Source organism: Muribaculum sp., assembly GCF_029051885.1.
In the GTDB taxonomy this organism is placed as follows: Bacteria; Bacteroidota; Bacteroidia; order Bacteroidales; family Muribaculaceae; genus Muribaculum.
Genome location: NZ_JAIDKI010000233.1, coordinates 1 through 26,195, shown reverse-complemented (window position 1 = coordinate 26,195; position 26,195 = coordinate 1). Strand labels below are relative to the sequence as shown.

The window sequence follows — 26,195 nt, the reverse complement described above, 5'->3', positions numbered from 1 at the left end:
CGACGCCCGGATACCAATGCCTGTAAGGAAGAGTATCGGTTATGTTGCCACAATAAGAAACTGACTGATATGGACTACAGAATATTTCCGCCGGAAGAATTGCCTGAGGCGATTATAGATTTGCCTCTTTCAAAGAGTATAAGCAACAGAGTGTTGATAATCAATGCTCTTGCCGGCGGCTCCGGTGATGTTGCGAGGGTTGCCCGATGCGACGATACCGATGTCATGCTTGCTGCTCTTGATTCGTCGGATGATACTGTGTCGATAGGTGCGGCCGGTACTGCCATGCGGTTTCTGACTGCCTATTTCGCAGCTGCTCCCGGTCGTACGGTCACACTCGACGGTTCGGAGCGTATGCGCCGCAGACCGATAGCGCCGCTGGTCGATGCGTTGCGCACGTGTGGCGCAAATATCGAGTATGTCGGTGAAGAGGGGTATCCGCCACTCCGGATTGAGGGCACTGCTCTTGCCGGAGGTGAAATATCTCTCGACGGAGGTGTCAGCTCCCAGTTTGTATCGGCCCTGCTGATGATAGCACCGACGATGGCCGATGGTCTGAAACTGCATATAAAGGGCGATGTGGTATCGCAGCCATATATTTCCATGACGCTCGGTATAATGGCAGAGTGGGGCGTCGACGCACAGCGCGAGGGCAATATGATAAGCGTCCCGCATGCGGCATATACTCCTGTGGCCTATACCGTCGAAGCCGACTGGAGTGCGGCATCATACTGGTATGAGCTTCAGTCGTTCAGCTTCGGCACTATCGGACTGCGCGGGCTTAACAAGGCTGGCAGCATGCAGGGCGATTCAGCTCTTCAGGATATTTATCGCAGTTTCGGCATTGTCACCGCGGAGAGCGATGAGTTTCCGGGAGTGCTCGACCTGATGGCCGACCCTGACCTTACACCGCGTTTCGAAGCCGATTTCAGCGCTGTTCCTGACATAGCTCAGACGGTGGCTGTAAGCTGTTGCCTGCTTGGCATACCATTTCACATCACCGGTCTTAAGACCCTTAAGATTAAGGAGACTGATCGACTGGAGGCACTTCGCCGCGAACTGATGAAGATATCGTTTGTAGTCGATATCGACGATAGTTCAATCGCTTGGGAAGGCGCACGTTGTCGGGTCGACGGCAATAGACCGGTGGCGATTGACACTTATGATGACCACAGGATGGCCATGTCATTTGCTCCGGTTGCATGGTATGTGCCGGGCCTGATAATCCGCAATGCCGAGGTCGTGTCGAAGAGCTATCCCGATTTCTGGGCACATCTGCGCTCAGCCGGATTTATCATCGAGGAGATTTCAGCCGGGGAGGGCGAAGAGTGATGGGTGTATTCTTTATCATAGGAATCGGTCTGGCCTGTATCGCACTCGGCACATGGGCCCAACGTCGTACTTCAAAACGTAAATAGATGGAAGTAATATTGATAATATCGCTGATTCTTCTCGTTGCCGGAGTTGTGCTCTGGATTCACGACCGCATTACACGCAGACACAACGACGGCAGTGTCACAGCGGAAGAGGTGTCAGCAGCAACGGCCCAAGAGGATGAGGCCGACAGTGAGGATTGTTGCGGCATGCATATGACATGTGAGCGCGACAGCCTTCTTACGGCTGTCAGCCCCGAGATAGTATATTACGACGATGAGGAGCTTGACCGTTTCAGGGGGCGCGGCGCCGATGACTATACCGATGAGGAGATAGAAGAGTTTCGCGACGTACTGCTTACACTGCTTCCCGACGATATAGCGGGGTGGGGCAGGAGCATCCAGTTGAGAGATATCAATTTGCCGACTTCCATCCGCCAGGAACTGCTGATGATTGTGGCTGAGGCCCGCGAGGCCCGTAGCCGGCAGCATGCCTGACACCCCTAATCCATTCCTGACACTTTTTCATGAGTTTTCTTGACTATACATTCTTTCAGTATGCGCTTGTCGGTCTGGTAATCATAAGTATTGCCGGGGCGATGATTGGCACATATATAACCACCCGGCGTATGGTGTCGATAACCGGAGGCATTACCCATGCATGTTTCGGGGGGCTGGGCCTGGGATATTTTCTTGGCCTCAGTCCGGTCATTACCGCCGCCGTGTTTGCTGTAGCGTCAGCACTTGGCATCGAGAGTCTGTCCACTCGCTACCGTGTGCGGGAAGATTCCGCCATTGCCGTCGTATGGGCGTGGGGTATGGCTATAGGCATCCTGTTTGTGTTTCTTACCCCCGGATATGTGCCTGAGCTGAATTCATTTCTATTTGGAAATGTTCTCACGATAAGCCGTGTCGACCTGCTGGCGTTTGCTGTATACACCATAGTGACAGCATTGTTTATGACATGCTTCCGGAAGATTGTGGTGGCATGTGCGTTCGACAGCGATTTCGCCAGGGTGGCCGGCCTCCCGGTGCGGTGGGTCAATACCTTTATGACAGCTTTGGTAGCCGTGGGCATTGTGTTGACCATACGTCTTATCGGCATAATGCTGCTGATATCAATACTGACAGTCCCTGTAATCGTAGCCGAGATATGGTGCAGGCGCTTTATCTCCATTATGGCTATGGCCGCGGGTGTCGGTGTTGTCAGTTCGGCAGGCGGATTGTTTCTGGCTACTGTAGTCGACGTGCCGTGCTCTGCCATGATTGTATTACTGCAGATTGGCGTTTACCTGCTGTCGCGTGTGGCTTTCAGCCTGATAGTGCGTCGTAGGATGCAATAACACAGACACGCAATGCGTTATATACCAGTATATGGGCAGGATAAGGCTTGAACGGGTAATTATAGTGGCGCTTGTAGTCATGCTGACCGTGTTGTCGGGGTGCAGTCTCCGCAAGAACACGGCCGCTACACGCAAGTACCAGGCGTTTATTACGCGCTACAATATATATTATAACGGCGACGAGCACTATAAGGAGACTCTCAAGCAGATGGAGACGAGCTATGAGGACGATTACTCCCAACTGCTTTTCGCCCATCCGGCCGATGCGCGCCGCGACGAATCGGCCCCTCAGCCTTCGGGAGATTTCACCCGTTCGATAGAGAAAGCCCAGAAAGCGATACAATTGCGCAGTATCAAGAAAAAGCCCGCAAAGAAAGCGGGAAAATCCTCTGATCCCGCCTACAAGGCATGGATGAAACGTGATGAATACAATCCGTTTCTCCATAATGCGTGGATGATGATGGGACGCTCGCAGTATAACAACGGCGATTTTCTTGGCGCCGCCGCTACATTCTACTACATCACCCGACATTTCTCATGGCTTCCGGCTACGGTGACGGAAGCACGTATATGGCAGGCGCGCTCGTATCTGTCGATGGGATGGGACTTCGAGGCGGAAAATATACTTGAGAAAATACCTGAGAAAGAGCTTGAGGCCGATTCACGCCTGCGCAATCTGTACAATCTGGTGCAGAGTTCCTATTGGAGCCGGTCGTCCAATCCGTCGAAAGCGATTCCATATCTCGAGCAGGCGGCACGCTCAGCCAATGGGAGCCAGAAGTCGCGTCTCAATTTCATGCTGGGACAGCTGTATCAGCGTGAGGGGCAGAACCAAAAGGCCTACGAAGCATACAAACGCTCCTCGACATCGAGTTCGCCATATCGCACACAGATTAATGCGCGCATACGCCAGAGCGAGGTATATTCCGGCGCATCCATAGAGCCTGAAGTGAAAGCGTTGCGTCGCATGACACGCTACGACCGCAACAAGGATTATCTCGACCAGATATATTATGCCATAGGCAATCTGTATCTGTCGCGCCGCGACACAGCCAACGCTATAGAAAACTATCGTCTTGCCGCGGAGAAGTCGACACGCAACGGCATCGAGAAAGCCATCGACCAGCTTGCTCTCGGACGGCTCTACTTCGAGACCCATCGCTATGACCTCGCCCAGCCATGCTACAGCCAGGCTGTACCTCTGCTGCCGCAGAGCTATCCCGGTCTTGATTCAATAAAGCGACGCAGCGATGTGCTCGACGAGATGGCCGTGTATTCACAGAACGTTACTCTCAATGACTCTTTGCTGCGGCTTTCGGAGATGGATTCGGTGCAGCAGCTGAAAATAATCGACCGGATTATAGCTGACCTGAAAAAAGCTGAGGCCGAAGAGGCGGAGCGTCAGCGGCGTGAGGAATATCTCGCCGATCAGCAGGCCAACGGGTCGCAGATGCAGAACACCGGCAACGCGGCATCGGCTCCCGCAACATTCATGATCAACAATGACGATTCCTGGTACTTCTACAATACGGCTACACGTAATGCCGGACGCACTGAATTCCAGAAAAGGTGGGGAGCGCGCAAACTTGAAGATGACTGGAGGCGCAGAAACAAGGCTTCATTCAGCTTTGATGACTTCGAGAACTCTGAGGAGAGCGCGGATACAGAGGCTTCCGACATTGCCGAGGAATCCGATGTGACGGATACCTCGGCCGAGACTTCGGATAAGGACGCGCAGCTTGCAGCGGATCCGCACAACCGCGAGTACTATCTGAAGCAGATACCGTCAACTCCTGAAGAGAAACAGACTGCCGCCGATGTTGTGCAGGATGGCCTTTACAATATTGGACTCATACTGAAGGACCAGCTGGAGGATTACGATGCCGCGGCTGTCGACTGGAATGACCTGATGAAGAGATATCCCGACAACATATATCGTCTGGACGTATATTACAACATGTATATGATGTATGCCCGCGACGGACGTCATAATCTTGCCGAACATTACCGTGCGCTCATCCTGAAGGAGTTTCCCGACTCAAAGTATGCGGTGGCAATGCGCGATCCGGCATATATCGACAATCTGCGGCGCATGCATGCCGAGCAGGAGAGTCTGTATGAGAAAGCCTATGACGCTTATCTCAACAACCGCAACACGGAGGTGCATGCCGCATACCGCGACATGATGCAGAGATATCCGCTGAGCAAGATTATGCCCAAATTCATGTTTATCGACGCGCTGTCGTATGTCACCGAGAACAAGCCCGAGGAATTCCGCTCGACTCTTAAGGAACTCCTTGAACGCTATCCGGAGACCGATATCACACCACTGGCGTCGGCCTATCTTAAGGCGCTCGCACAAGGACGCAAGCTGCATGCCGGTAATACAAATACCCGAGGCATGTTGTGGGATTTGCGCCTTGGCAATGACAGTGTGTTCAACGAAAATGACTCGATAACGTTTGATTTGAATCCGGATGTTCCCCAGTTGCTCGTACTGGTATATCCTACCGATGAGGTCAACGCCAATCAGCTGTTGTATGATGTGGCCTACCACAACTTCAGTGCGTTTGTCGTACGCGATTTCGACCTCGAGCAGATGAACTTCGGACGCCTCGGCCTGTTGCTTATAAAGGGATTCGCCAATTTCGAGGAACTCGCACATTACCGTAAGGTGATGGACGAGGAGGGACGCCTTACTCTGCCACCCGAGGTGCGGCCGGTGATGATAAGTGTGGATAATTTCGATAAACTCATACGTCAGGGACGTAGCTTCGAGGATTATTTCCGCTATGTCGACTCCAAGGCCGAGGAAGAACCTGTGACAGCCTCTCCTGGATTTACCGACAGCAGCGACGATGAAATCCCCGATAGCCGGTCAGGAACTGATGACACTCCTGCTGATGATGCATCCGAAACATCCGGCCACGATGAGCCGGACGACAGCTCTCCCCAATCCACAGAGCCTCAGGCCGAGTCTGAATCCTCAATACAATCCGAATAAATATGCCAAACTCCATACTTTGGGCTGACGACGAGATTGACCTTCTGAAGCCCCATATACTTTTCCTGAAGAGCAAGGGTTACGATGTGACCACTGTCAATAACGGACGCGACGCGCTCGAACTCGTCGCCCGGCAGCCGTTTGACCTCATTATTCTTGACGAGAACATGCCGGGCCTTACCGGTCTTGAGACACTGATGCTCATAAAGCAGTCGGCTCCGCATGTGCCGGTAATAATGATTACCAAGAGCGAGGAGGAAAATATCATGAACCAGGCTATCGGAAGCAAGATATCCGACTATCTTATCAAGCCGGTCAACCCGACTCAGATACTCCTGTCGATAAAAAAGAATCTTCACTCCGGACAGCTCGTTACCGAGACTACAGCCACCGGATACCGTCAGCAGTTTGCCGAGTTGTCGCAGCTCATAGGCGACTGCCGCACCATCGAGGACTGGCACAATCTGTATGGCAAACTGGTGTACTGGGAGATGGAGCTTGCCGCCGCTCCCGACAGCGGCATGGAGGAGATGCTCATGATGCAGAAGCAGGAAGCCAATGCGGCTTTCAATAAATTTGTGCGGAAAAACTACGAATCGTGGCTTACCACCGACAACCATCCGCTGATGAGTCCGGGCATATTCAAGGAGTGTATATTCCCGCTTCTTGACAAGGGCGAGAAAGTATTTTTCATACTTATCGACAATTTCCGCCTCGACCAGTGGCGGACAATCAAGCCGCTGCTTGCGGACATGTTCAACTTCGATGAGCAACTGTATACCTCCATTCTGCCTACAGCCACCCAGTATGCGCGCAATGCCATATTCTCCGGCCTTATGCCATTGCAGATAGCCCGGATGTTTCCCGAACTGTGGGTCGACGAGGACAGCGAGGAGGGCAAGAATCTCAATGAGTCGCCGCTGATAGCCACACAGTTTGAACGGTACCGCCGTAAGGTGAAGTTTTCTTACAACAAGGTAAATGACTCTACCGGCAACGAACGTCTTCTCAGAGAGTTCTCCAACCTTGCCCTCAACGATCTCAATGTGGTGGTGTTGAATTTTATCGACATGCTGTCGCATGCCCGCACCGAGTCGAAGATGATACGCGAGCTTGCCACCAACAATGCCGCCTACAGGTCGCTGACCGAGACATGGTTTCGCCATTCGTCGGCTCTCGATCTCTTCCGCAGGATTGCCGAGGCCGGCTACCGCATAGTGCTGACTACCGACCACGGTACCATACGTGTCGACACTCCCATAAAGGTGATTGGTGACAAAAATACCAATACCAACCTGCGATACAAGGTTGGGAAAAATCTCAATTACAATCCTCGCGAGGTATACGAAATAAAGCGGCCCGACAAATTCGGACTTCCGTCGCCTAATGTGTCGTCGACATATATATTTGCCGGAGAACACGATTTCTTCGCATATCCCAACAACTACAATTACTATGTGCAGTACTATACCGGCACCTTCCAGCATGGAGGCATATCTCTCGAAGAGATGGTAGTGCCGCTCATAACTCTCACTCCAAAAAAATAAGAGCCTGTTGTTACCGACAGGAAGTACGATACAGGTAATTTTAGAATCACATAACCTAATTATCGGCTTTTGAAACAAATACAAAAATATATCGGAAATATGACCACAACACTTACCATACCTTCGCTCGACGCTATCGACAGCGTAGCACAACAGTTTGTCGACCTTATGGGCGACTATACAGTATTTGCCTTTAACGGCGAGATGGGCGCCGGAAAGACTACATTCATCAACGCTCTTTCACGCGTGCTCGGTGTTGACGAGGACCCGACAAGTTCACCTTCGTTTGCCATCATCAACGAATACCGCTCGTCGACTACCGCCGAGTTAATCTACCATTTCGACCTTTACCGTCTTGAAAATCTTGAGGAGGCTTTTGACATAGGAGTCGAGGATTACCTGGATTCCGGCGCACTCTGTTTCCTTGAATGGCCTGAACGCATCGCTGATATTCTCCCCGACGATGCGGTTAGAGTCGATATTGCCGAGCAGCCCGACGGTTCGCGTCTGCTTACTGTCACTACTCCCGACGAATAGACCGAGTGTATGCATGCGAGTTATTTCCTCCGGAGTGTGGCGATGTATACTGATACCGGATTATGACGATTGAGGTTGCGAAAGCCTTGCTGGTATGCATATTCGGCGCGATGGGGGTGTTTTCCATTGCGGCGGGTATTGGAGGCTGGCCATGGTTTTATAACAGTATCAATGCCCGCATACTGACCGGACGCATGCGTCGTACCCATGCACGTGTATTCTATGTAATCGTCGGCCTGGTTATAATCGCCATGGCCGTATATCTCTTTTTCCAGCCGATAGCTCCATGTCGTCATCCATAACGAGCCTTATTGCCCTTGATACGGTAAATTCCACCAGTTCATACCTTGCCGGGATAGCGGAGACGCTGCCTCACGGTGCGGTCGTGTCGGCTTATGCCCAGACAGCCGGACGCGGACAGCGTGGCAACTCATGGGAAGCAGAGCCTGGCGCAAATCTTACATTCTCGATGCTGCTGCGCCCCGACGGCCTGCGTGCCGCCGAGCAGTTCAGCCTTTCGGAGGCTGTGGCTCTGGGCATTACATCCGCACTGCGCCATTATCTTCCTGATACTGATGTGTGTATTAAATGGCCCAATGACATATATGCCGCCAACCGTAAGATATGTGGTATCCTTATCGAGAATTCATTGATAGGCAGCAGCATCCGCCACAGCATAGCCGGGATAGGCCTTAATGTGAATCAGACCGTATGGCGCAGCGACGCTCCCAATCCTATATCAATGGCGCAGATAGCCGGTCATGGTTTTGACCGTGATGAGGTGCTGGAGCGCGTATGCCTCGAAATCATGCATGAGCTCTCTCTCCCCGGCAACCACCGACATGACCGCTACATGCAGTCGCTGTGGGGTCGCGACGGACTGACATACCGCGATACGGCTACCGGCGAGATTTTCCGGGCCTCTATACGTAGTATCGCTCCCGACGGCATGATGACGCTCGCTCCTCTCGACGGCGCTCCTGAGCGGGTATATGCCTTTAAGGAAGTGGCGGTAATAATATGACATATAATAGCCGGGAGTCAAATATTTTCTTTATCTTTGCGATATGCCATCAATAATAAAACCATATACGCTGCTCGCGGCGCTTGTAGCACTCAACGCTTCGGGACAGTCACTTTCAAAAGAGATCACTGTAGATAAGGATGTCGTGCCACAGGAGCGCGAGGCATCCCGTATGGTGCTCACCCCTAAACTTGTGCTTCCTGCCATTCAGCAAAAGTCGCTGAGATGGTCCGACCGTGGTGTTGCCGCGCCTGTGTCGCCCACTGTGGCAATACTCCCGCCTGCGGCCTATGCATCTTCGATAACTCCCTCTCCCTACCGGGGATACGTAATGGCCGGATATTTCCCTACATTCCAGCTTGGGGTATCGGCCGGCTACAAACTTATTAAGACCGACAACTCCGATCTCAATGTGTGGATGCAATATGACGGCAGTTCGGTAAAGCGCAAGGCTCCGTTCAATGAAGGAAAGAAGATAGGCTATTATTCACCTGACAAAGGCAAGACAACCTATAATACCCAGGATGTGAATGCCGGCGTTGGCGGTGCGCATACCTTTGCGGGTGTCGGCACGCTGTCGGGCCGTGTGGCCTACGACCTCTCGTCGTATAACTTTCCGACATTGATTACCAAGGGCTTTAATCAGAGCATCAACCGTTTTGATATTGACCTTGGTTGGCAGTCGCAGGTAGGCGCATTTGACTATTCGGTCAATTTAGGTTATGACTACTTCCATCTCTCGAAGGTGAGGGATGAGTCAGTCACGACTCTTGATTTTGCTGAGAATATAAGAAGTACAACAATTCTTGATTTGTCATCAAGAAATGAAAAAACACTGTCGGCATCATTTTCCGGACGGTATGCTATCAGTGAATTCTGGCATGTAGGGGCGGATATTGATTTCACGGATACCGATCGTTCCGCTTGTGAAGACATATATGAAACAGCGAGTGGAACATGGTCGAATAATTATGAAATTTTCAATAGTCCCGATATCAGCCATGAGGACTATAAATATGGATTATATAGAGTCGGATACAATATCACAATCACAGAGATGCATCCATATCTGCGTTGGAAAAACGATAATCTTATCGTGAAAGCAGGTGTCGGCGTCCAGATTGCCGGAGGCGACTGTGGAAGCAACCGTGTGAGACCCGACTTGCGTGTTGACTGGACTCCATCCGCTTCATTCGCGATATGGGGGCAACTTAATGATCGTCGGGTCAATATGCAGACACTGGGAAATCTGTACGACCGAAACCGATATATCGGACGAGGTTGTAACGCAGGTCCGATGTTGGACAAGTTGCATGTAGAGGGTGGTATTGTAATAGGCCCATTTGCCGGAGCCTCCATTGAGCTGTGGGGGAGTTATGGGCGTGTCAGCTCCTATTATACACCAGCCGTCATTAGCATGCCACAAGGCAATCTCAGTTCATTTAACGGTAGTGTCAGCGAGTCACCGTTTTCACCATACTTTACTATCGGCCAGTATATTAGTATCGATGATTTCATCGATATGTCCTACGGTGCTGCGTTCAACTACGATTATCGCGACATAGCATCGTTGCGTGTAAGTTGGGAGGGTGCTCCGCAGGAGTTTGACAAAGGTAATATCAACTCTTTAGACCGAGCCCGCTCGGTGTTTGCAGCTACTCTTGGCGTACATCCCATAAATCCTCTTGATATATCGTTGGGATATACTGTACGCTCGGGCCGTTGCCTGTATGGGATAAAGCCGGATTATCCCGGCTACTTCAACCCATTTGAATATAAGAAATATTCACTCGGCACGGCAGCATCGCTCGACCTTGGCGCCACCTGGCGCTTCAGCGACAAGTTCAATGTATGGGGCACTGTCGAAAATCTGCTCAACCGTGACTGGCAAATCGTATACGGCATACCCAACAAGGGCATAACGGGTCTGATAGGAGTATCCTGTCGGTTCTGAATGTCCGGTCAATATATCGTCAGCCTCAGGCACATTCCTATCGCAAACCATCCCTTACAGAGGTTTGTTGTATCTTCCGGGTCAATGCAATATGCATTGATTTAGCAATCAAGAATTAAAAACCCAATATTCAATAAAAAATCACCATGGGACAACTTGCCATCATTAAAAACGACCCCTGGCTCGAGCCTTACGCTACAGCTATCGAAGGGCGCCATCAGGATGCAATCAACAAGGAGAAGGAACTCACCGCCGGCACCGGCTCGCTGAAGGCTTTCGCCAATGCCTACAACTATTTCGGCCTGCACCGTACCGACACCGGATGGGTGTTCCGCGAATGGGCTCCTCATGCCACATCCATCAACCTAATCGGCGACTTCTCGAAATGGAAGGTCATGCGCAAGTATGCCCTGCGCCGTATTGCCGCCTCCGACGGCGTCTGGGAGATAAAACTCCCGGCTACAGCCTTGCGCAACGGCGATCTGTACAAAATGTATGTCTGCTGGGAAGGCGGAGGCGGCGAGCGTATTCCTGCCTATGCCAACAGAGTGGTACAGGATGAGCAGACCCACATATTCTCGGCCCAGGTATGGTGTCCGGAGAAACCCTACAAGTGGAAAATCAAGAGATTCGTGCCCGATACAAAACCTCTTCTGATATACGAATGCCATATAGGCATGTCGCAGGAGCGCGAGGGAGTAGGCACATACAATGAGTTCCGCGAGAACGTACTGCCCCGTGTTGCAGCCGACGGATACAATGCCATACAGATAATGGCTATCCAGGAGCATCCATATTATGGCTCGTTCGGATACCATGTAAGCTCGTTCTACGCTCCATCATCGCGGTTCGGCACACCCGAGGAGCTTAAGGCTCTTATCGATGCAGCCCATGAGAAGGGTATCGCCGTAATCATGGATATCGTGCATTCCCATGCCGTAAAGAATGAGGTAGAGGGTCTGGGTCGTCTCGACGGTTCTCCCGACCTTTACTTCTATGGTGACCATCGCCGCGAACATTCCGCATGGGACTCGCTTTGCTTTGATTATGGCAAGAACCAGGTGCTCCATTTCCTGCTTTCCAACTGTAAATACTGGCTTGAGGAGTTCCGCTTCGACGGTTTCCGCTTCGATGGAGTGACTTCAATGCTATATTACGACCACGGACTCGGCAAGGCATTCGGCTCGTATGCCGACTATTACGATGGCAACGAGGATACCAACGCTATTGTATATCTTACCCTTGCCAACAAACTTATCCATGAGGTAAACCGCCGCGCCATCACAATCGCAGAGGAGATGAGCGGTATGCCGGGTCTTGCCTATCCTATAAAGGGTGGCGGCATAGGGTTTGATTACCGCATGGCCATGGGTATTCCCGACTACTGGATTAAAATACTTAAGGAAAAGAAGGATGAGGACTGGCATCCGACATCAATCTACTGGGAACTCACCAACCGTCGACCCGACGAAAAGACAATATCATATGTAGAGAGCCACGACCAGGCACTGGTAGGCGACAAGACCGTAATATTCCGTCTTATCGACGACCAGATGTATTGGCACATGACCAAGGGCGATGACAATGCCGCGGTCAACCGTGGCATAGCTCTGCACAAGATGATACGCCTCGTCACCCTCGCTACAATCAATGGCGGCTATCTCAACTTCATGGGCAATGAGTTCGGTCATCCCGAATGGATTGATTTCCCGCGCGAGGGTAATGGCTGGAGCTATAAGTATGCTCGTCGCCAGTGGGATCTTGTCGACCGCAAGGAGTTGCGTTACTGTGAGCTCAACGCATTTGACAATGCTATGTTGCAGCTTGTAGGCGATGTGTATGATTTCCAGGCCTTCCCGGTAGAGAAACTATGGGAAAAGGATGATGACCAGGTGCTTGCATTCAAGCGTGGTGACCTCGTGTTTGTGTTCAACTGGGCTCCGTTCAAGTCGTATGAAGGGTATGGCATCATTGCTCCCGAAGGCGAGTATGAGGTAATCCTATCATCCGACAACAAGGATTTCGGAGGCTTCGGCAATATAGACGAGGGTGTGCATCATTTCACTCAGCCCGATCCGCTCTACGCGCCTGATCATAAGGGTTGGCTGAAACTTTACCTGCCGGCACGCACATGTCAGGTGCTGCGCTTCCATAGGTCAAAGTCCGACAACGAATAAGAAACTTTTAACAGCCATACTACAGGCTCTGTTGTATCAGATGATTCTGATACAACAGAGCCTGTAGCGGTTTTATACTACTGAACTGTAGATAGATATTTGTGGATGCTGGGAGCTTGTCTACCGGGCTGTTGATATTTGAGCGATTATTATAAAAACGGGTGATATAAAGGGAGTAAAATAAATTTTGCCATTATTTAGTTAAAATTTTTTATGCTTAATGAAAATTGGTTAACTTTGCCATTAGCGCATATATGCACATCTAAAAGTCGATATTGATTTTTATGCTCTTTCATTCATGTCAGTTTAAATACTGACGTGTTGATAAAATGACAATCTGTATATGAATAAGATTTTACAATCTGTTTTTTCCGGTGCTCTGTTTATGGTGGTAGCTGAGCCGGTATATGCTGTAATGGCCGACCCCTCGCCTCGTACTGTTACATTGCCTGACGGCAATACCGTGACTCTCGTGCTTCATGGAGATGAATACTTCAATTATACCACTACGGCTGAAGGTAATACTGTTGTGTTCAATCCTGACAACGGAGTGTGGGAGTATGCACGCGTCAATCCTGCCGACGGACGACTTGTACCTACCGGCGAGCGTGCCGTAAACGGAGTACGCTCCCTTACCGGAGTGAAAAATCTCAAGCCGGCTATAAATCCTGTGCGACAGAATGCCGACAATATAATGCGCATCCACAAAGCGCCCGCCAGATATGATTATAGTAAATTCCGTGGGCTGGTGATACTGGTAGAGTATAATGACGCGCCATTTTCACGCACGGATATTTACGACATTTTCAATGATATGGTCAACAAGCGCGGCTATGACGGATATATGTCAAACACACTTATTCCATCGAAAGTAGAGTGTACAGGCTCGGTGCGCGATTATTATTATGAAAACTCCAATGGCAAGTTTGACCCGCGGTTTGATGTGGTAGGACCGGTGCAGATAAATTATTCCCAGCACTATGCCAACCAGAGTGCCGGAGCACAGGCCCTTGTCAGTGCGGCGCTTCGTGCCGCCGACGATATGGTGGATTATTCATTGTATGATACCGATGGCAACCGTCAGGTCGACATGGTCTATTTTATTTTCTCCGGAGGCGGCTCGAATCATTCGGGCAACGACGCTACCTTGCTTTGGCCGCATGCCTCTACGATTATGAGCCTCTCGCTTGATGGTGTATCGTTCGGACGCTATGCCTGCTCTACAGAGCTTTACGGTGCTCCGGCCAACAAGCAGATTGACGGAATAGGCACGATATGCCATGAATTCAGCCATGTGCTCGGATTGCCCGACCTTTACGACGTTGATTACGAGACCGGTGGTCAGGCTATTCACCCACAGAAGTGGTCAGTAATGGCTTCCGGCTCCTATCTTAATATGAGTCGTACGCCCTGCGGCTACTCGTTGTTTGAGCGTTATGCTCTCGGATTTACATCTCCGCGGCTGATAACTTCGCCGGGCACATACAGCCTGTCTCCGCTTACCGAAGGCGATGTCCCCGACGGGTGTCGCATCAATTCGCCCGTGGATGATGAATACTTCCTGCTTGAGTACAGAAAGAAGGTGCGCTGGGATGAATATCTTCCCGGCGAGGGTATGCTTGTCCACAGGGTGGACTCGACCAATACCTCGGTGTGGGAGAACAACAAGGTGAACGCGTCTCCTACCCACACATATTACAGCCTGTTGCGAGCCACTCCGAAGGTCAATTCGAAAGGGGCCGTCACTGACAGCGACGGCGACCCGTTCCCCGGCAGCGGCAATGTGACGTCAATCACCAATGCCACCAGTCCGTCCCTACGCTCATGGACTATGGTATCGTCGCCTCTGGTAGTGGAGGATATAGCATATGATGACGACGGTAATATCTCGTTTACGGTCAATGCCGATGATACCCCGACTCTTGTCGAGGATTTCGCTACAATGGAACCCACAGAGGCTGACTGCGACAATATCCAGGGGCGTTTCACTACGTGGAGTCTTACCTCCGGAGCCAGGATAAAGACCGGCGACGACGGCACCATGTATGCCGCCACTGTAAAGGGGAGCGCGATTGTCGGCAATCCGTTTGAGGGTGAAGTGGAGACATGTACGATAACAATTGACAATCCTACTTCGCAGAATGCCGTGTTCAGGTTCTACTACTCAAATGACGGCGGAACAAAATGGATAATCCTCAACACAATCTCGGGCACCTCCAATCCGACTGTCGCCAAAGGGGCTGAGACTACCCTTAATTTCAGTATACCGGCTGCTTCCGGCGCATCATATAAGCTGACCCAGATCAGCGGCAATGCCTCAGTGCCATGCAAGGTGAAGGAGATTGCCTTCGGTCTGCAGCCCGGCTCATCGGCAATTGAAACTGTGCTCTCTGATATCGAATCTGACGGAGAGACCGTATGGTATACGCTTGAGGGCATAAGGGTTGAAGAGCCTGTCGGCCGTCATGGTATTTTTATAGTGAAACGCGGAACGCAGACCTGTAAAGTGATAAAATAAGATTGGCCGGGTTATTGTCGCCGTCGGTGTAATTGAGGACAACGGTGGTGTCTCCGGTCAATTATTCCTACAATATCCTCAGTCATATTCACATCTATGAAGAATTTTGCTTCATTAATTCTGGTCGCCGGTGCTGTCATAGGCAATTGCGGCATAGGACAGGCTCAGCTGCCTGCCACTGCCGAGGCCTTGAACAATGCGCCATTTGTGACATCCGCTTCTTCAAGAGTGGCGGCTTCACCGACCGACTTCCGGCTTGAGGCTGCGCCACGGGTTGCGCTCTCTGTCGGAACAGGCGAGCTTGTTGCCCGAAGTGCCTCTAACACATTGCGTGCCGCCGCCTCACGCGTGGCGACATCCGCAGAAAGTATCAGCGGGTACTATGTGGGCAAGTACTCAACCCTTGCGTCAAATAGTTTTGACGGAGGCTCTACCATGCAGATTGTGCCTGATGCCGAAGGCGATTCGGTCACAATCAAATATTTTTGGAGTGGCTGTGATGTGCGTGCGCATCTTGATGCCGCTAACGGCACTATCACCATTCCCCGCCAGCATATAGCTGATGACAACAGCTATGGACAGCTTGATATCGCGGTAATCAATACCGACGGTACTCCCGACTATAGCAATCAGATAGCAGGAACTGTGGCTGCCGACGGCTCTATCGACTTTTCTGCGACATGGTGGGGCATATTCGCCCAGACCGGCGCCAACAAGGATAAGTTTGTGGCAGCGTATTATAATCTCTCGCTTTCACGTCCGACCGGACAGTTCACTTATAAGAACTCTGCCGGAAATGATGTCGGATATTATGTGCTGATAGAGCAGACAAGCAAGAATATGCTTACTGTCAGCAATATATTCAACCGCGGATATGATATCGAGATTGAACTGAAACGCAACCGCACGGCTGAAATCAACGGACAGACCGCTTTTATAAATGGTAGCGGAGCCTGGACTCTTATCCGTTGTGTGGAATTTAACGAAGCAGGCAATCTCACTAAATACAGCAACATAATCGAGACCGCAGCTGCTGCTGACGACAATAATACTACCTTGTCGTGGACCGACTGGTCGCTGCTGTGTGCTGCCGCCAGCTCATATGCAGGCAAACTGACCGACGCCGAGCTGACTGCATTCACTCCCTTCAGCTATCCGTCGCTTTCAGTGAGCGAGTTTGAGGGAGAGGGCACCGAGGCAAGCCCATATCTTATCAAGTCGCTCGACCATCTTATCCTGCTGGCCGACAAGGTCAACAACGACACCGAGTATGTGGGTTCCTACTATAACAACCAGTACACACGTACTTACCTCGGCAAATATTTCGCCCTTGCCAACGATATCGACATGTCGGGCTATCGCTTCGAGCCTATCGGTTCGACATGGTCGCAGCGTTTTGCCGGTGTGTTTGACGGTCGCGGACATAAGATTTCCGGGCTTACAGTTAATGCTGCCTCGAAATATTATGCCGGACTCTTCGGTATGGCCGACACTGTCAGCGTGTTAAAGAACGTGATATTGGAAAATCCGACAGTAAGCGCCGACTACTACAATGCCGGCTCTATTGTAGCATGGACATTGGGTTCGGTAGAGAATGTCACCGTATATAATCCTGTTGTTTCTACTCTACGTGTAGTTGCAGCCGGTGTGGCCGGTATCGTAAACGGCTCAATCAGCAACTGCCATGTCGAGGGTGGAACTATCGAAGGCGGCGGTTATGTAGGCGGCGTGGCCGGTGAGGTGCACGGCGGCATGCAAAACTGTTCGGCCACAGGCACACAGGTGTTCATGACCGGTTCGGGCAATCCCGGCGGCGGTGTTGTCGGCAACCTTATCACAGGCGATGGTGAGAACCTTGCATTCAGCGGTCTGGTAAGATATAAAAATACCGACGCACAGCAGTATCTCGGCGGAGTCGCCGGTATGGTGCAGGTCGGCACTCTGCGCAGTTCATTCTCGGCCGGCATGGTGATTGGCTACAGCAATCAATCGTGTGTAGGCGGTGTGACAGGTCTGCTTACGGGCAAACTTGTCGACTGCTACTCCTCCGGATTCGTTCACTGCTATTCACGCATCACAGGCGGTATCGTAGGCCAGGTGCAGCTCGGGTCCAACAAGATTTCGCCTGAGGTACGCAACTGCTACACATCCGCTACCGTAGAATGTGAAACCTACCAGTACAATCGCGAGAACTGCAATGAGGTAATCGGCAAGATTATCGACGGCAGCAATCCGGTGCTTGAAAATATCTATTACGACAGTCAGGTGACTAATTTCTACTCCACACGCTTCGGAGCCCTGACAAGCGATCTTACCTCGGCTGAAGGCCCCAAGGGATTCTCGGCCGATGTCTGGAACTTTACCAAGGGAGCATATCCGCGTATCAAGGCTACCGCCGAATCCCAGGCCGCAATGTACAGTGCCTCGGCTGTCGATATGATCCCCTCCGACAACTTCAAGAAACTCTCCAACAATACTCCGATTACCGCACTTGGCAACACTCAGTTCAAGTTCCTCAAGCAGGGACGCCTCTACGATGACGGCTACTATGCTTCTATTAAGGACGGTATGATTGTAATAGGCGAGGAGTTTGGTGTCGACACTCTCTATGTAATCAACGGCACAACACAGACCTATCATTTTGTCAACATCGCTCCCATACCTTTCGAGGGAGACGGTACTGTCGAGTCTCCGTTCATCATAAAGAGCAAGGCCGACCTTATCGCTATGTCTCAGGCTACCACCGTCAAGCGTCAGACATTCCCCGGAATGTACTTTGAACTTGGCGGAGATATCGATATGGAGTATGACACAGCATTCCTCGGTATCAATGCCGACAATTCGGCCGGTTCGGCGTCTATCGCCTTCCAGGGTGTATTTGATGGCAAAGGCCACACGATTGACCGCCTCGTAATTCCTGACCGTCTGGTATGGACTACTCCTATCGAGGACGGCAAGCTCGGCACCCTCAATGCCAGCCAGTGCCGTGGCATCTCCGGACTGTTCGGACGCGTAGGTGTCGACGGTGTTATCCGCAACGTGAATATCGGTGCTAACTCCCGTCTTGAGATGTATGCCACATGTGCCGCGCTCGTAGGTCAGCTTGACGGACGCGTGGAGAACTGCCGCAACTATGCCGACGTCATCGGTTACTCATGCTGGGTAGGCGGTATCGTAGGCCAGATGAATAAGGGCAGTGTGGTCAAGGACTGCTATAATGCAGGCAACATCACTACCAGCTACGCCAATGTAGGCGGTATCGCAGGTACTACCGGAGGTGTGATTGAAAACTGTGTCAACACAGGTACTATCCGCGCTACCAACCTTGTCACCAACTACAGCAAGCAGCTTCAGCGTGCCGGCGGTATTTCCGGAGGTTCTAACGGCGGTTCATTCATCAACTGTGTGAACTACGGTAATGTATCGGCCGACCTCAACAATGCCGGAGGTATCTGCGGTTCGCTCGAAGGTACCAGCACAGCCGGCTCAGGCAAGGATGATCTTACACGTTGCTTCAACTTCGGCAATGTATATTGCGGCAACAAGGCTACTCTCGGCGCAATCGCAGGCATTAAGGGTACCAAAGAGATTTCGGCCGTTTACTACGATGTCCAGATGATAGGCCTGAAGGCAGGAGCCAACAGCGATATGGAGAACGTAACTCCCATGGAGACTTCGGCTCTCATTTCAGGCGAGGCTATCGATGGCTTCGATACTGCTGAATGGGATTTTGCCGCAGGTATGTATCCCGCATTCAAGATGTTTGCCGACGAGGCAAAGGTTAAGGCTGCCCGCAAGGTGTATGCCATTATTCCTGACGGCCGCTCAGTCGACAATCTTACCGTATCCGCTACCCTTTCGGAGGGTGCTGAATGGAGCCTGACTGATGGCACGATATTCAAGATAGAAGGCAATACCCTGATTGCTCCCGAGAAGGTTGACGCGGTAGTGTCCGATACTCTTGTAGCGGTCAACGAGGCAGGTGTGCGTCGCGCCATTCTGCTCAATGCCAAGCCGACAAATCCTCTTGCCGGCGAAGGTACAAAGGACTCGCCCTTCCTTATCAACAATACCGACGACTGGAACTCGCTCGTCAAGTATATGGACGGAGCTTCCGACGGTCTTGAGAATCAGTTTGTGAAGATTACCGCCGACCTTGACTTTGCAGGCGGCTCATTCTCTCGCCTCGGTGCCGACGGTGTTACCTCTCTCCTTGGCACTATCGACGGCGACGGCCATGAGATAAAAGGCCTCGTAATCAAAGCGGCAGGCAACAACGTTTGTGCTCTTATCGGTACGATTGCTGCCGGCGGTTCGGTTGAGAATATAGTATTCAGCGGTGAGGCAAGCGGAGCTTATACATATGTGGCTCCTGTTGTCGACAAACTTTACGGCACACTCCGTAATGTGAAGAGCAACTTTACTGTCACCACCACCAAGGCCAACTGTGCCGGTGTTGTCGGCAATGCATATAACGGCGCTCTGCTCGACAAGGTTGTGTTTGCAGGCTCTATCACCAGCGCCCAGAACATGGTAGGCGGTATCGTAGCCACCACCCAGGCCAACGGTCGCGTCACTTTCAATGAGTGTGCGTTTACCGGTAAGATTGCCCAGACATCCACCAACACCAAGGCAACAGCTGTGACTGTAGGCGGTCTGGTAGCAACCTGTGGTCCTTCGACCTTTACCGGCTGCTATAGCGACGGTGAGATTAATATTTCCGATAGCGAGTTTGCCACAAATGTAGCCGGATTCATCGGCAATGCCTCAGGCAACAAGACTGATGGTCTATACTCCTTCACCAACTGCTACAACGCTACTCCTATTTCGGCAGCCGGAAAAGTTGCAGGTATCGTTGCCGGAGGTCCTACTTCGTCGACTTCTGCCGCCAACTTCCAGTTTGTAATGACCGACTGTTACAATACCGGCGACATTACTTCTACTGCTACCAAGGCTGTAAGTTCGTCTTATACCGCAGGTCTGATTATGCAGTATACCCCCGGCTCAAAGTTCGTACGCTGCCACAACGAGGGCACTATTATCTCCAATAAGAATGTCTATGCCGCAGGTATTGCCGGATATATTACCGGTACACCCGGCTCGACCTCTACTCCGGCCACAGTCGAGTTTACCGACTGCTATAATGAGGGCCTTATCGTGGCCGACGGCAATCAGGGTGGCGGCATCACCGGTTATGTAAGCGGTGCTGTGACTCTTACCGGATGCTACAATACCGGCGACATCGAAGGCAATCAGATGCTCGGAGGTATTACCTCTGGATTCGCAGGTACAGGGCCGAAGCTGCTCAACTGCTACAACACAGGCAACATTACTGCAAAGGCCCAGCGTGCCGGCGGTCTGATTGCATGGGGTGCACCTACCAACGGTGTTGTCGAAGGATGCTGGAACACCGGCAATATCTCATCGACAAGCGAGGAGCAGGGTACAAAGGTGACAAGCTCTAATGAGATTGGCGGTCTGGCAGGCAGCAACGCCGCATCCTTCATCAATTGCTACAATGCCGGTACGGTCGAAGGTCTTTCGCGTGTAGGCGGTCTTGTGGGCAACACGACCAAGGGTAAGACCACATTCACCAACTGCTACAATGCAGGTAAGATTATAGCTCCTGCCGACTCATGCGGCTCGATTGTGGGCATCAGTGTCAACAACGACAAGCAGTGGACCGAGGGCAACGCTATGACCGACTGCTACTATATCGACTCCAACAACTGTGACAACGACGCCGCCACTTCGGCAAAGGCTTTCTCTGTTGCCGCTCTTGCCGCTCTTGACCTCGGCGAAGGATTTGATTCTGTCGACGACTACACATTCCCCGTAGTCAAGGGATTTGCCGACAACAACGCAGCCATGATCAATGCCGCACAGATTGTGTTCGGCGGCAATGACACTGCTGAAAGTGTAACCGGTTCGTTCCATGTCGGAGGCGCTCCCGTAGTGACCTGGTCGAGCGACTGCTCCGTGCTTTCATTCAATGAGAGCGTTGCATCGTTTACCGGCGCATTCACCGGCAAGATTCGTATTACCGCTACTGCCGGAGAACTCTCCAAGGAGTATGAGATACAGGTAAGCGCTACTTCCGGCATCGAAGATATCGATGCGTCAGGTATTGAGGTAGTCGACTCCCGCTATTTCAACGCCGCTGGTATCGAGGTAGCCGAGCCGAGCATTTCCGACGGCAATGTGTACGTAGTCGTACGCACTCTCAGCGACGGCTCAGTCAAAGTCGAGAAGGTAGTCATGAAGTAATTACTTCACGCTATACGACCTATAATCATGGCGGTGTATCCACGGCGATACACCGCCATGACTTTTAAAACACAATATTGGCTGTCCGGATTGTATTGGAGTAGAGTTATGATAACTTTTGCGTAGGATTCTATGAGGCGGGTGGTTACATTTGTTTTTTAAGCGGGAAATGGCTAATTTTGCACACATAAATGAAATACGCAATGCAAAAGGAATTTAAACGCACACTGATTACTACGGCTCTTCCATATGCCAATGGTCCGGTCCACATCGGACATCTTGCCGGTGTTTATGTGCCGGCTGATATCTACGCCCGTTATCTGCGCCTCCGTGGACAGGACGTGGTGATGGTAGGCGGAAGCGATGAGCACGGTGTGCCTATCACAATAAAGGCGCGCCGCGAGGGTGTGACTCCCCAGGATATCGTTGACCGATACCACAAGATTATTAAGGACTCGTTTGAGGAGTTGGGTATATCGTTTGATGTGTATTCCCGCACAACTTCAGAGATGCACTCGGCCACTGCAAGTGAATTTTTCCGTCGCCTTTACGACAATGGACAGTTTGTAGAGCAGACTTCTCGCCAGCTATATGACCCTGAGGCAAAACAGTTTCTTGCCGACCGCTATGTGACAGGAAAATGCCCTCATTGCGGCAACGAGCGCGCTTATGGCGACCAATGTGAGGCCTGCGGCACTTCGCTGAGCCCCGACGAACTCATCGACCCCAAGAGCGCCATCACCGGTGCGGTGCCTGAGCTGCGCGATACCCATCACTGGTATCTCCCTCTCGACCGCTGGGAAGGAAGGCTCCGCGAGTGGATTCTCGACGGACACAAGGAATGGAAGACCAACGTATACGGACAGTGCAAGTCGTGGCTCGACCTTGGCCTCAAGCCCCGCGCCGTAAGCCGCGACCTCGACTGGGGTATCCCCGTGCCCGTAGAGGGCGCCGAGGGAAAGGTGCTTTATGTATGGTTTGACGCTCCTATCGGCTATATTTCCAACACCAAGGAGATACTCCCCGACACATGGGAGACATACTGGAAGGATCCCGAGACAAGGATAATCAACTTCATAGGCAAGGATAACATCGTGTTCCACTGTATCGTGTTCCCCGCGATGCTTATGGCCTATGGCGATGGATTCCAGTTGCCCGACAATGTGCCTGCCAATGAGTTCCTTAATCTTGAAGGCGATAAGATATCGACCTCGCGCAACTGGGCCGTATGGCTCCACGAGTATCTGCGCGATTTCCCCGGCAAGCAGGATGTGCTCCGCTACGTGCTTACCGCAAATGCTCCCGAGACAAAGGACAACGACTTTACCTGGCGCGACTTCCAGGCCCGCAACAACAGCGAGCTTGTGGCGATACTCGGCAACTTCGTCAACCGTGCCATGGTGCTTACTCATAAATATTTCGATGGCGTAGTGCCCGAAATTCCCGCCGATGTCGACGCCGGACGTGCCGCTCTCACTCCTGAACTGGAGAAAGCTGCCTCCGACCTTACTGCCGCTCTTGACACATTCCATTTCCGCGACGCCCTTAAGGCCATGATGGAAATAGCGCGTATTGGCAACCGCTACCTCCAGGATATGGAGCCGTGGAAGCTCGCCAAGACCGACCTCCCTCTTACCGGAGCCATACTCAACACCGCTCTGCAGCTTTGCGGCAATATAGCTGTGGCCGCCGAGCCGTTCATGCCGTTCATGAGCAAGCGTCTGCGCGACATGCTCGGCCTTGGAGATATATCCTGGGATATGCTCGGGTCGCTCGACATTGTGGCTGCCGGCTCGCGTCTCGCCACTCCCGAACTCCTCTTCGAGAAGATTGAGGACTCTGTAATCGAAGGTCAGGTGAAGCGTCTTGAGGATATCAAGGAGCAGAACAAAATAAATTCGTGGGAGCCGGCTCCGCAGGCTGCCGATGTCGACTTCGACACATTCATGAAGGCCGACCTGCGTGTAGGCACTGTGCTCGAGTGTATAAAAGTGCCAAAGGCCGACAAACTTCTTCAGTTCCTTATCGACGACGGCATGAAGAAGCGCACCATCGTAAGCGGTATCGCACATTATTATAATCCCGAGGACCTTGTCGGCAAGCAGGTATGCTTTATCGCCAACCTCCCACCACGCAAGCTGCGCGGCATCGTAAGCGAAGGCATGATTCTGTCGGCCGAGCAGCCCGACGGCTCTCTGGTTGTGATATCACCATCGGCTCCGACAGCTCCAGGCGCTAAAATAGGCTAACCGCATCACCGCGTTTAGCAGTTGAAATACAGCTATTTCCTACATAACTCTTGTCTATGCATAAGCCAAATATTCTCATCATATATACAGGCGGCACTATCGGTATGATTGAAAATCCGCATACCCATGCACTGCAGCCGTTTGATTTCGACCATCTGATTGACAATGTGCCGAAAATCAAGATGCTCGACTATACGATAGAGAATATACAGTTTAACCCGCCGATAGATTCATCCGACATGAATCCCGACAGGTGGGTTGAGATGGCACGTGCAATAGAGGAGAACTTCGACCGTTTCGACGGATTCGTAGTGCTGCACGGCACCGACACGATGGCCTATACCGCCTCGGCTCTGTCGTTTATGCTCGAGAATCTGCATAAGCCTGTGATAATCACCGGCTCGCAACTCCCTATCGGTGAGGTGCGTACCGACGGTGAGGAGAATCTGATTACAGCCTTGCAGATAGCTGCGGCTACCGATGTCAACGGCGAGCCGATGGTGCAGGAGGTGGCCATACTCTTTGAGAACTATCTCTGGAGGGGCAACCGCTCGACCAAGATGAGCGCCGACAACTTCAATGCGTTTAAATCCAACAACTATCCCTCGCTCGCCAAGATAGGCCTCGGTATACATTTCAACGAGGAAGCTCTGATGAGAGCGCGCATCAAGCGCCCTCTCAAGGTGCGCTACGCCATGGACACCGGGGTGATGTTTGTCGACCTGCATCCCGGCATCACTGAGGACATACTCAATTATCTCCTGAATACTCCGGGAATAAAGGGTATAGTGCTACGCACGTTCGGAGCAGGCAACGCGCCTACATATCCATGGTTTATACATGCCATAAAGAGTGCTATCGACCGTGGGACAGTGATACTTAACGTTACGCAGTGTGTCAACGGCGGTGTCCATACCAAGCGTTATGTGGCCGGCGACCGTCTGGCCGCCGCCGGAGTGACTTCGGGCCACGACATGACCTCCGAGGCAGCTATCACCAAGATGATGTATCTCTTCGGAATCGGCCTTTCCGGAGAGGATGTAAGGAAATATCTGGAGTGCAATATATGCGGTGAAGTCACATTATGATTACATATCGCATTGTATCTAAGTAGGTGTTTTTGTGCTTTTTATTCAAAAAAATATGGCACATATATCTCCTATGTCAAAAAAAAGTGCGATATTTGCACCTGCAAATGCCCGCAGGGATTTTGTGGGCTCATAACTATTTGCTACCCAACAACTCAAATCATATTTTCTAATAATACAAAACAATGACTAAAGCCGACATCGTTAACGAAATATCCAAAAGCACCGGCATTGAGAAGGGCGCTGTATTGGATACCATCGAGAAGTTTATGGAGATCGTGAAGGATTCTCTCGCACATGGCGAGAATGTATACCTCCGTGGCTTCGGCAGCTTTATCGTGAAGGTTCGTTCCGAAAAGACAGCTCGCAACATCTCCAAGAATACTACCATCATCATTCCCGAGCACAAGATACCGGCTTTCAAGCCTGCAAAAGTGTTCATGGAAGAGGTTAAGTAAATCTCCCTATAAGAGCTATTCCTTTAAATCAACTATATTTATTAACTCCAAAACTGCATCAAGATGCCTAGCGGAAAGAAAAGAAAAGGTCACAAGATGGCCACTCACAAGCGCAAAAAGCGCCTGAGAAAGAATCGCCACAAGAAGAAATAAGCGCGAAGCGGTTCTTTATGAATATACACGAGAGCAAACGCTGCCACAGCGGCATTCATTATCCCGCCTGGCGCCGTTTGTTCTCTGCGTATATCACGCGTACAAAAAATTGCAATGTACGCATATCAGCATGCAGCCCTCGACCCTGTAGACTCAACTGCCTACAGAGATTTCCGGGCAGGCTGTAGCCCCTGAATCCCTCTATTACCGGCGGCAGGCGCTGACTCCGCCACCGCGCCACGCTGCCCTCTGTATCTAATCAAGGCGGAGATATTCAGATAATGAAAAGCGAACTCTTCATCGACGTTCAACCATCGGAAGTGTCAATTGCGCTTACCGAGGACAATAGGCTCGTCTCTCTTCAGAAAGAGGCGCGCAACATTGCCTATGCCGTCGGCGATATATATCTGGCAAAAGTAAAGAAACTTATGCCGGGGCTCAACGCTGCGTTTGTCGACGTAGGCTATGATAAAGACGCTTTTCTTCCTTACCTTGACCATGGC

15 protein-coding genes and 1 pseudogene are annotated in these 26,195 nt (G+C 51.4%); all 16 read left to right on the top strand.

Annotation, left to right across the window (positions count from 1 at the left end):
- Nucleotides 1-69 precede the first annotated feature (69 nt).
- Entirely contained in the window at nucleotides 70-1,332 is a 1,263-nt protein-coding gene (locus K2I50_RS09645; RefSeq protein WP_301026110.1) for a 3-phosphoshikimate 1-carboxyvinyltransferase, read from the top strand.
- Nucleotides 1,333-1,418: 86 nt separating this feature from the next.
- Nucleotides 1,419-1,871 (top strand): phospholipase, encoded by a 453-nt coding sequence (locus K2I50_RS09640; RefSeq protein WP_301026109.1) that lies wholly within the window; start codon nucleotides 1,419-1,421, stop codon nucleotides 1,869-1,871.
- A 29-nt stretch (nucleotides 1,872-1,900) separates the two neighbouring features.
- Nucleotides 1,901-2,716 carry a metal ABC transporter permease gene (locus tag K2I50_RS09635; protein ID WP_301026108.1) on the top strand — a complete coding sequence of 272 codons (816 nt, stop codon included), beginning with the start codon at nucleotides 1,901-1,903 and terminating at the stop codon, nucleotides 2,714-2,716.
- 31 nt (nucleotides 2,717-2,747) lie between these two features.
- Nucleotides 2,748-5,720: a type IX secretion system periplasmic lipoprotein PorW/SprE gene (gene porW / locus K2I50_RS09630; protein WP_301026107.1), complete on the top strand. Its 2,973-nt coding sequence runs from the start codon at nucleotides 2,748-2,750 to the stop codon at nucleotides 5,718-5,720.
- Between the two features lie 2 nt (nucleotides 5,721-5,722).
- On the top strand, nucleotides 5,723-7,267 hold the full coding sequence (gene porX, locus K2I50_RS09625) for a T9SS response regulator signal transducer PorX (protein ID WP_301026105.1): 1,545 nt from the start codon (nucleotides 5,723-5,725) through the stop codon (nucleotides 7,265-7,267).
- A 99-nt stretch (nucleotides 7,268-7,366) separates the two neighbouring features.
- The gene (tsaE, locus tag K2I50_RS09620) at nucleotides 7,367-7,804 is read left to right on the top strand and encodes a tRNA (adenosine(37)-N6)-threonylcarbamoyltransferase complex ATPase subunit type 1 TsaE (protein ID WP_301026104.1); all 438 of its coding nucleotides are present in this window, start codon (nucleotides 7,367-7,369) and stop codon (nucleotides 7,802-7,804) included.
- A 62-nt stretch (nucleotides 7,805-7,866) separates the two neighbouring features.
- Entirely contained in the window at nucleotides 7,867-8,106 is a 240-nt protein-coding gene (locus K2I50_RS09615; protein ID WP_301026102.1) for an Imm17 family immunity protein, read from the top strand.
- Nucleotides 8,091-8,828, top strand: coding sequence for a biotin--[acetyl-CoA-carboxylase] ligase (locus K2I50_RS09610; RefSeq protein WP_301026101.1), 738 nt, complete (start codon nucleotides 8,091-8,093; stop codon nucleotides 8,826-8,828). Before K2I50_RS09615 ends, K2I50_RS09610 begins: the two co-directional genes overlap by 16 nt.
- A 43-nt stretch (nucleotides 8,829-8,871) precedes the next feature.
- Nucleotides 8,872-10,782, top strand: a complete 1,911-nt coding sequence (locus K2I50_RS09605; RefSeq protein ID WP_301026100.1) for a hypothetical protein — start codon at nucleotides 8,872-8,874, stop codon at nucleotides 10,780-10,782.
- A 146-nt stretch (nucleotides 10,783-10,928) separates the two neighbouring features.
- Nucleotides 10,929-12,959, top strand: coding sequence for an alpha amylase C-terminal domain-containing protein (locus K2I50_RS09600; RefSeq protein WP_301026099.1), 2,031 nt, complete (start codon nucleotides 10,929-10,931; stop codon nucleotides 12,957-12,959).
- Nucleotides 12,960-13,302: 343 nt separating this feature from the next.
- Nucleotides 13,303-15,477 (top strand): M6 family metalloprotease domain-containing protein, encoded by a 2,175-nt coding sequence (locus K2I50_RS09595; protein WP_301026098.1) that lies wholly within the window; start codon nucleotides 13,303-13,305, stop codon nucleotides 15,475-15,477.
- 96 nt (nucleotides 15,478-15,573) lie between these two features.
- A complete protein-coding gene (locus K2I50_RS09590; RefSeq protein ID WP_301026097.1) occupies nucleotides 15,574-21,744 on the top strand; it encodes a hypothetical protein in 6,171 nt (2,056 codons plus the stop codon).
- Nucleotides 21,745-21,947: 203 nt separating this feature from the next.
- On the top strand, nucleotides 21,948-23,993 hold the full coding sequence (gene metG / locus K2I50_RS09585; RefSeq protein ID WP_301026096.1) for a methionine--tRNA ligase: 2,046 nt from the start codon (nucleotides 21,948-21,950) through the stop codon (nucleotides 23,991-23,993).
- Nucleotides 23,994-24,043: 50 nt separating this feature from the next.
- Nucleotides 24,044-25,081: an asparaginase gene (locus tag K2I50_RS09580; protein WP_526022980.1), complete on the top strand. Its 1,038-nt coding sequence runs from the start codon at nucleotides 24,044-24,046 to the stop codon at nucleotides 25,079-25,081.
- A gap of 185 nt (nucleotides 25,082-25,266) precedes the next feature.
- Complete coding sequence (locus K2I50_RS09575; protein WP_123474754.1) at nucleotides 25,267-25,539, top strand: HU family DNA-binding protein; 273 nt, start codon at nucleotides 25,267-25,269, stop codon at nucleotides 25,537-25,539.
- 434 nt (nucleotides 25,540-25,973) lie between these two features.
- Nucleotides 25,974-26,195, top strand: a pseudogene (locus K2I50_RS09570) (ribonuclease E/G); the annotation flags it as partial.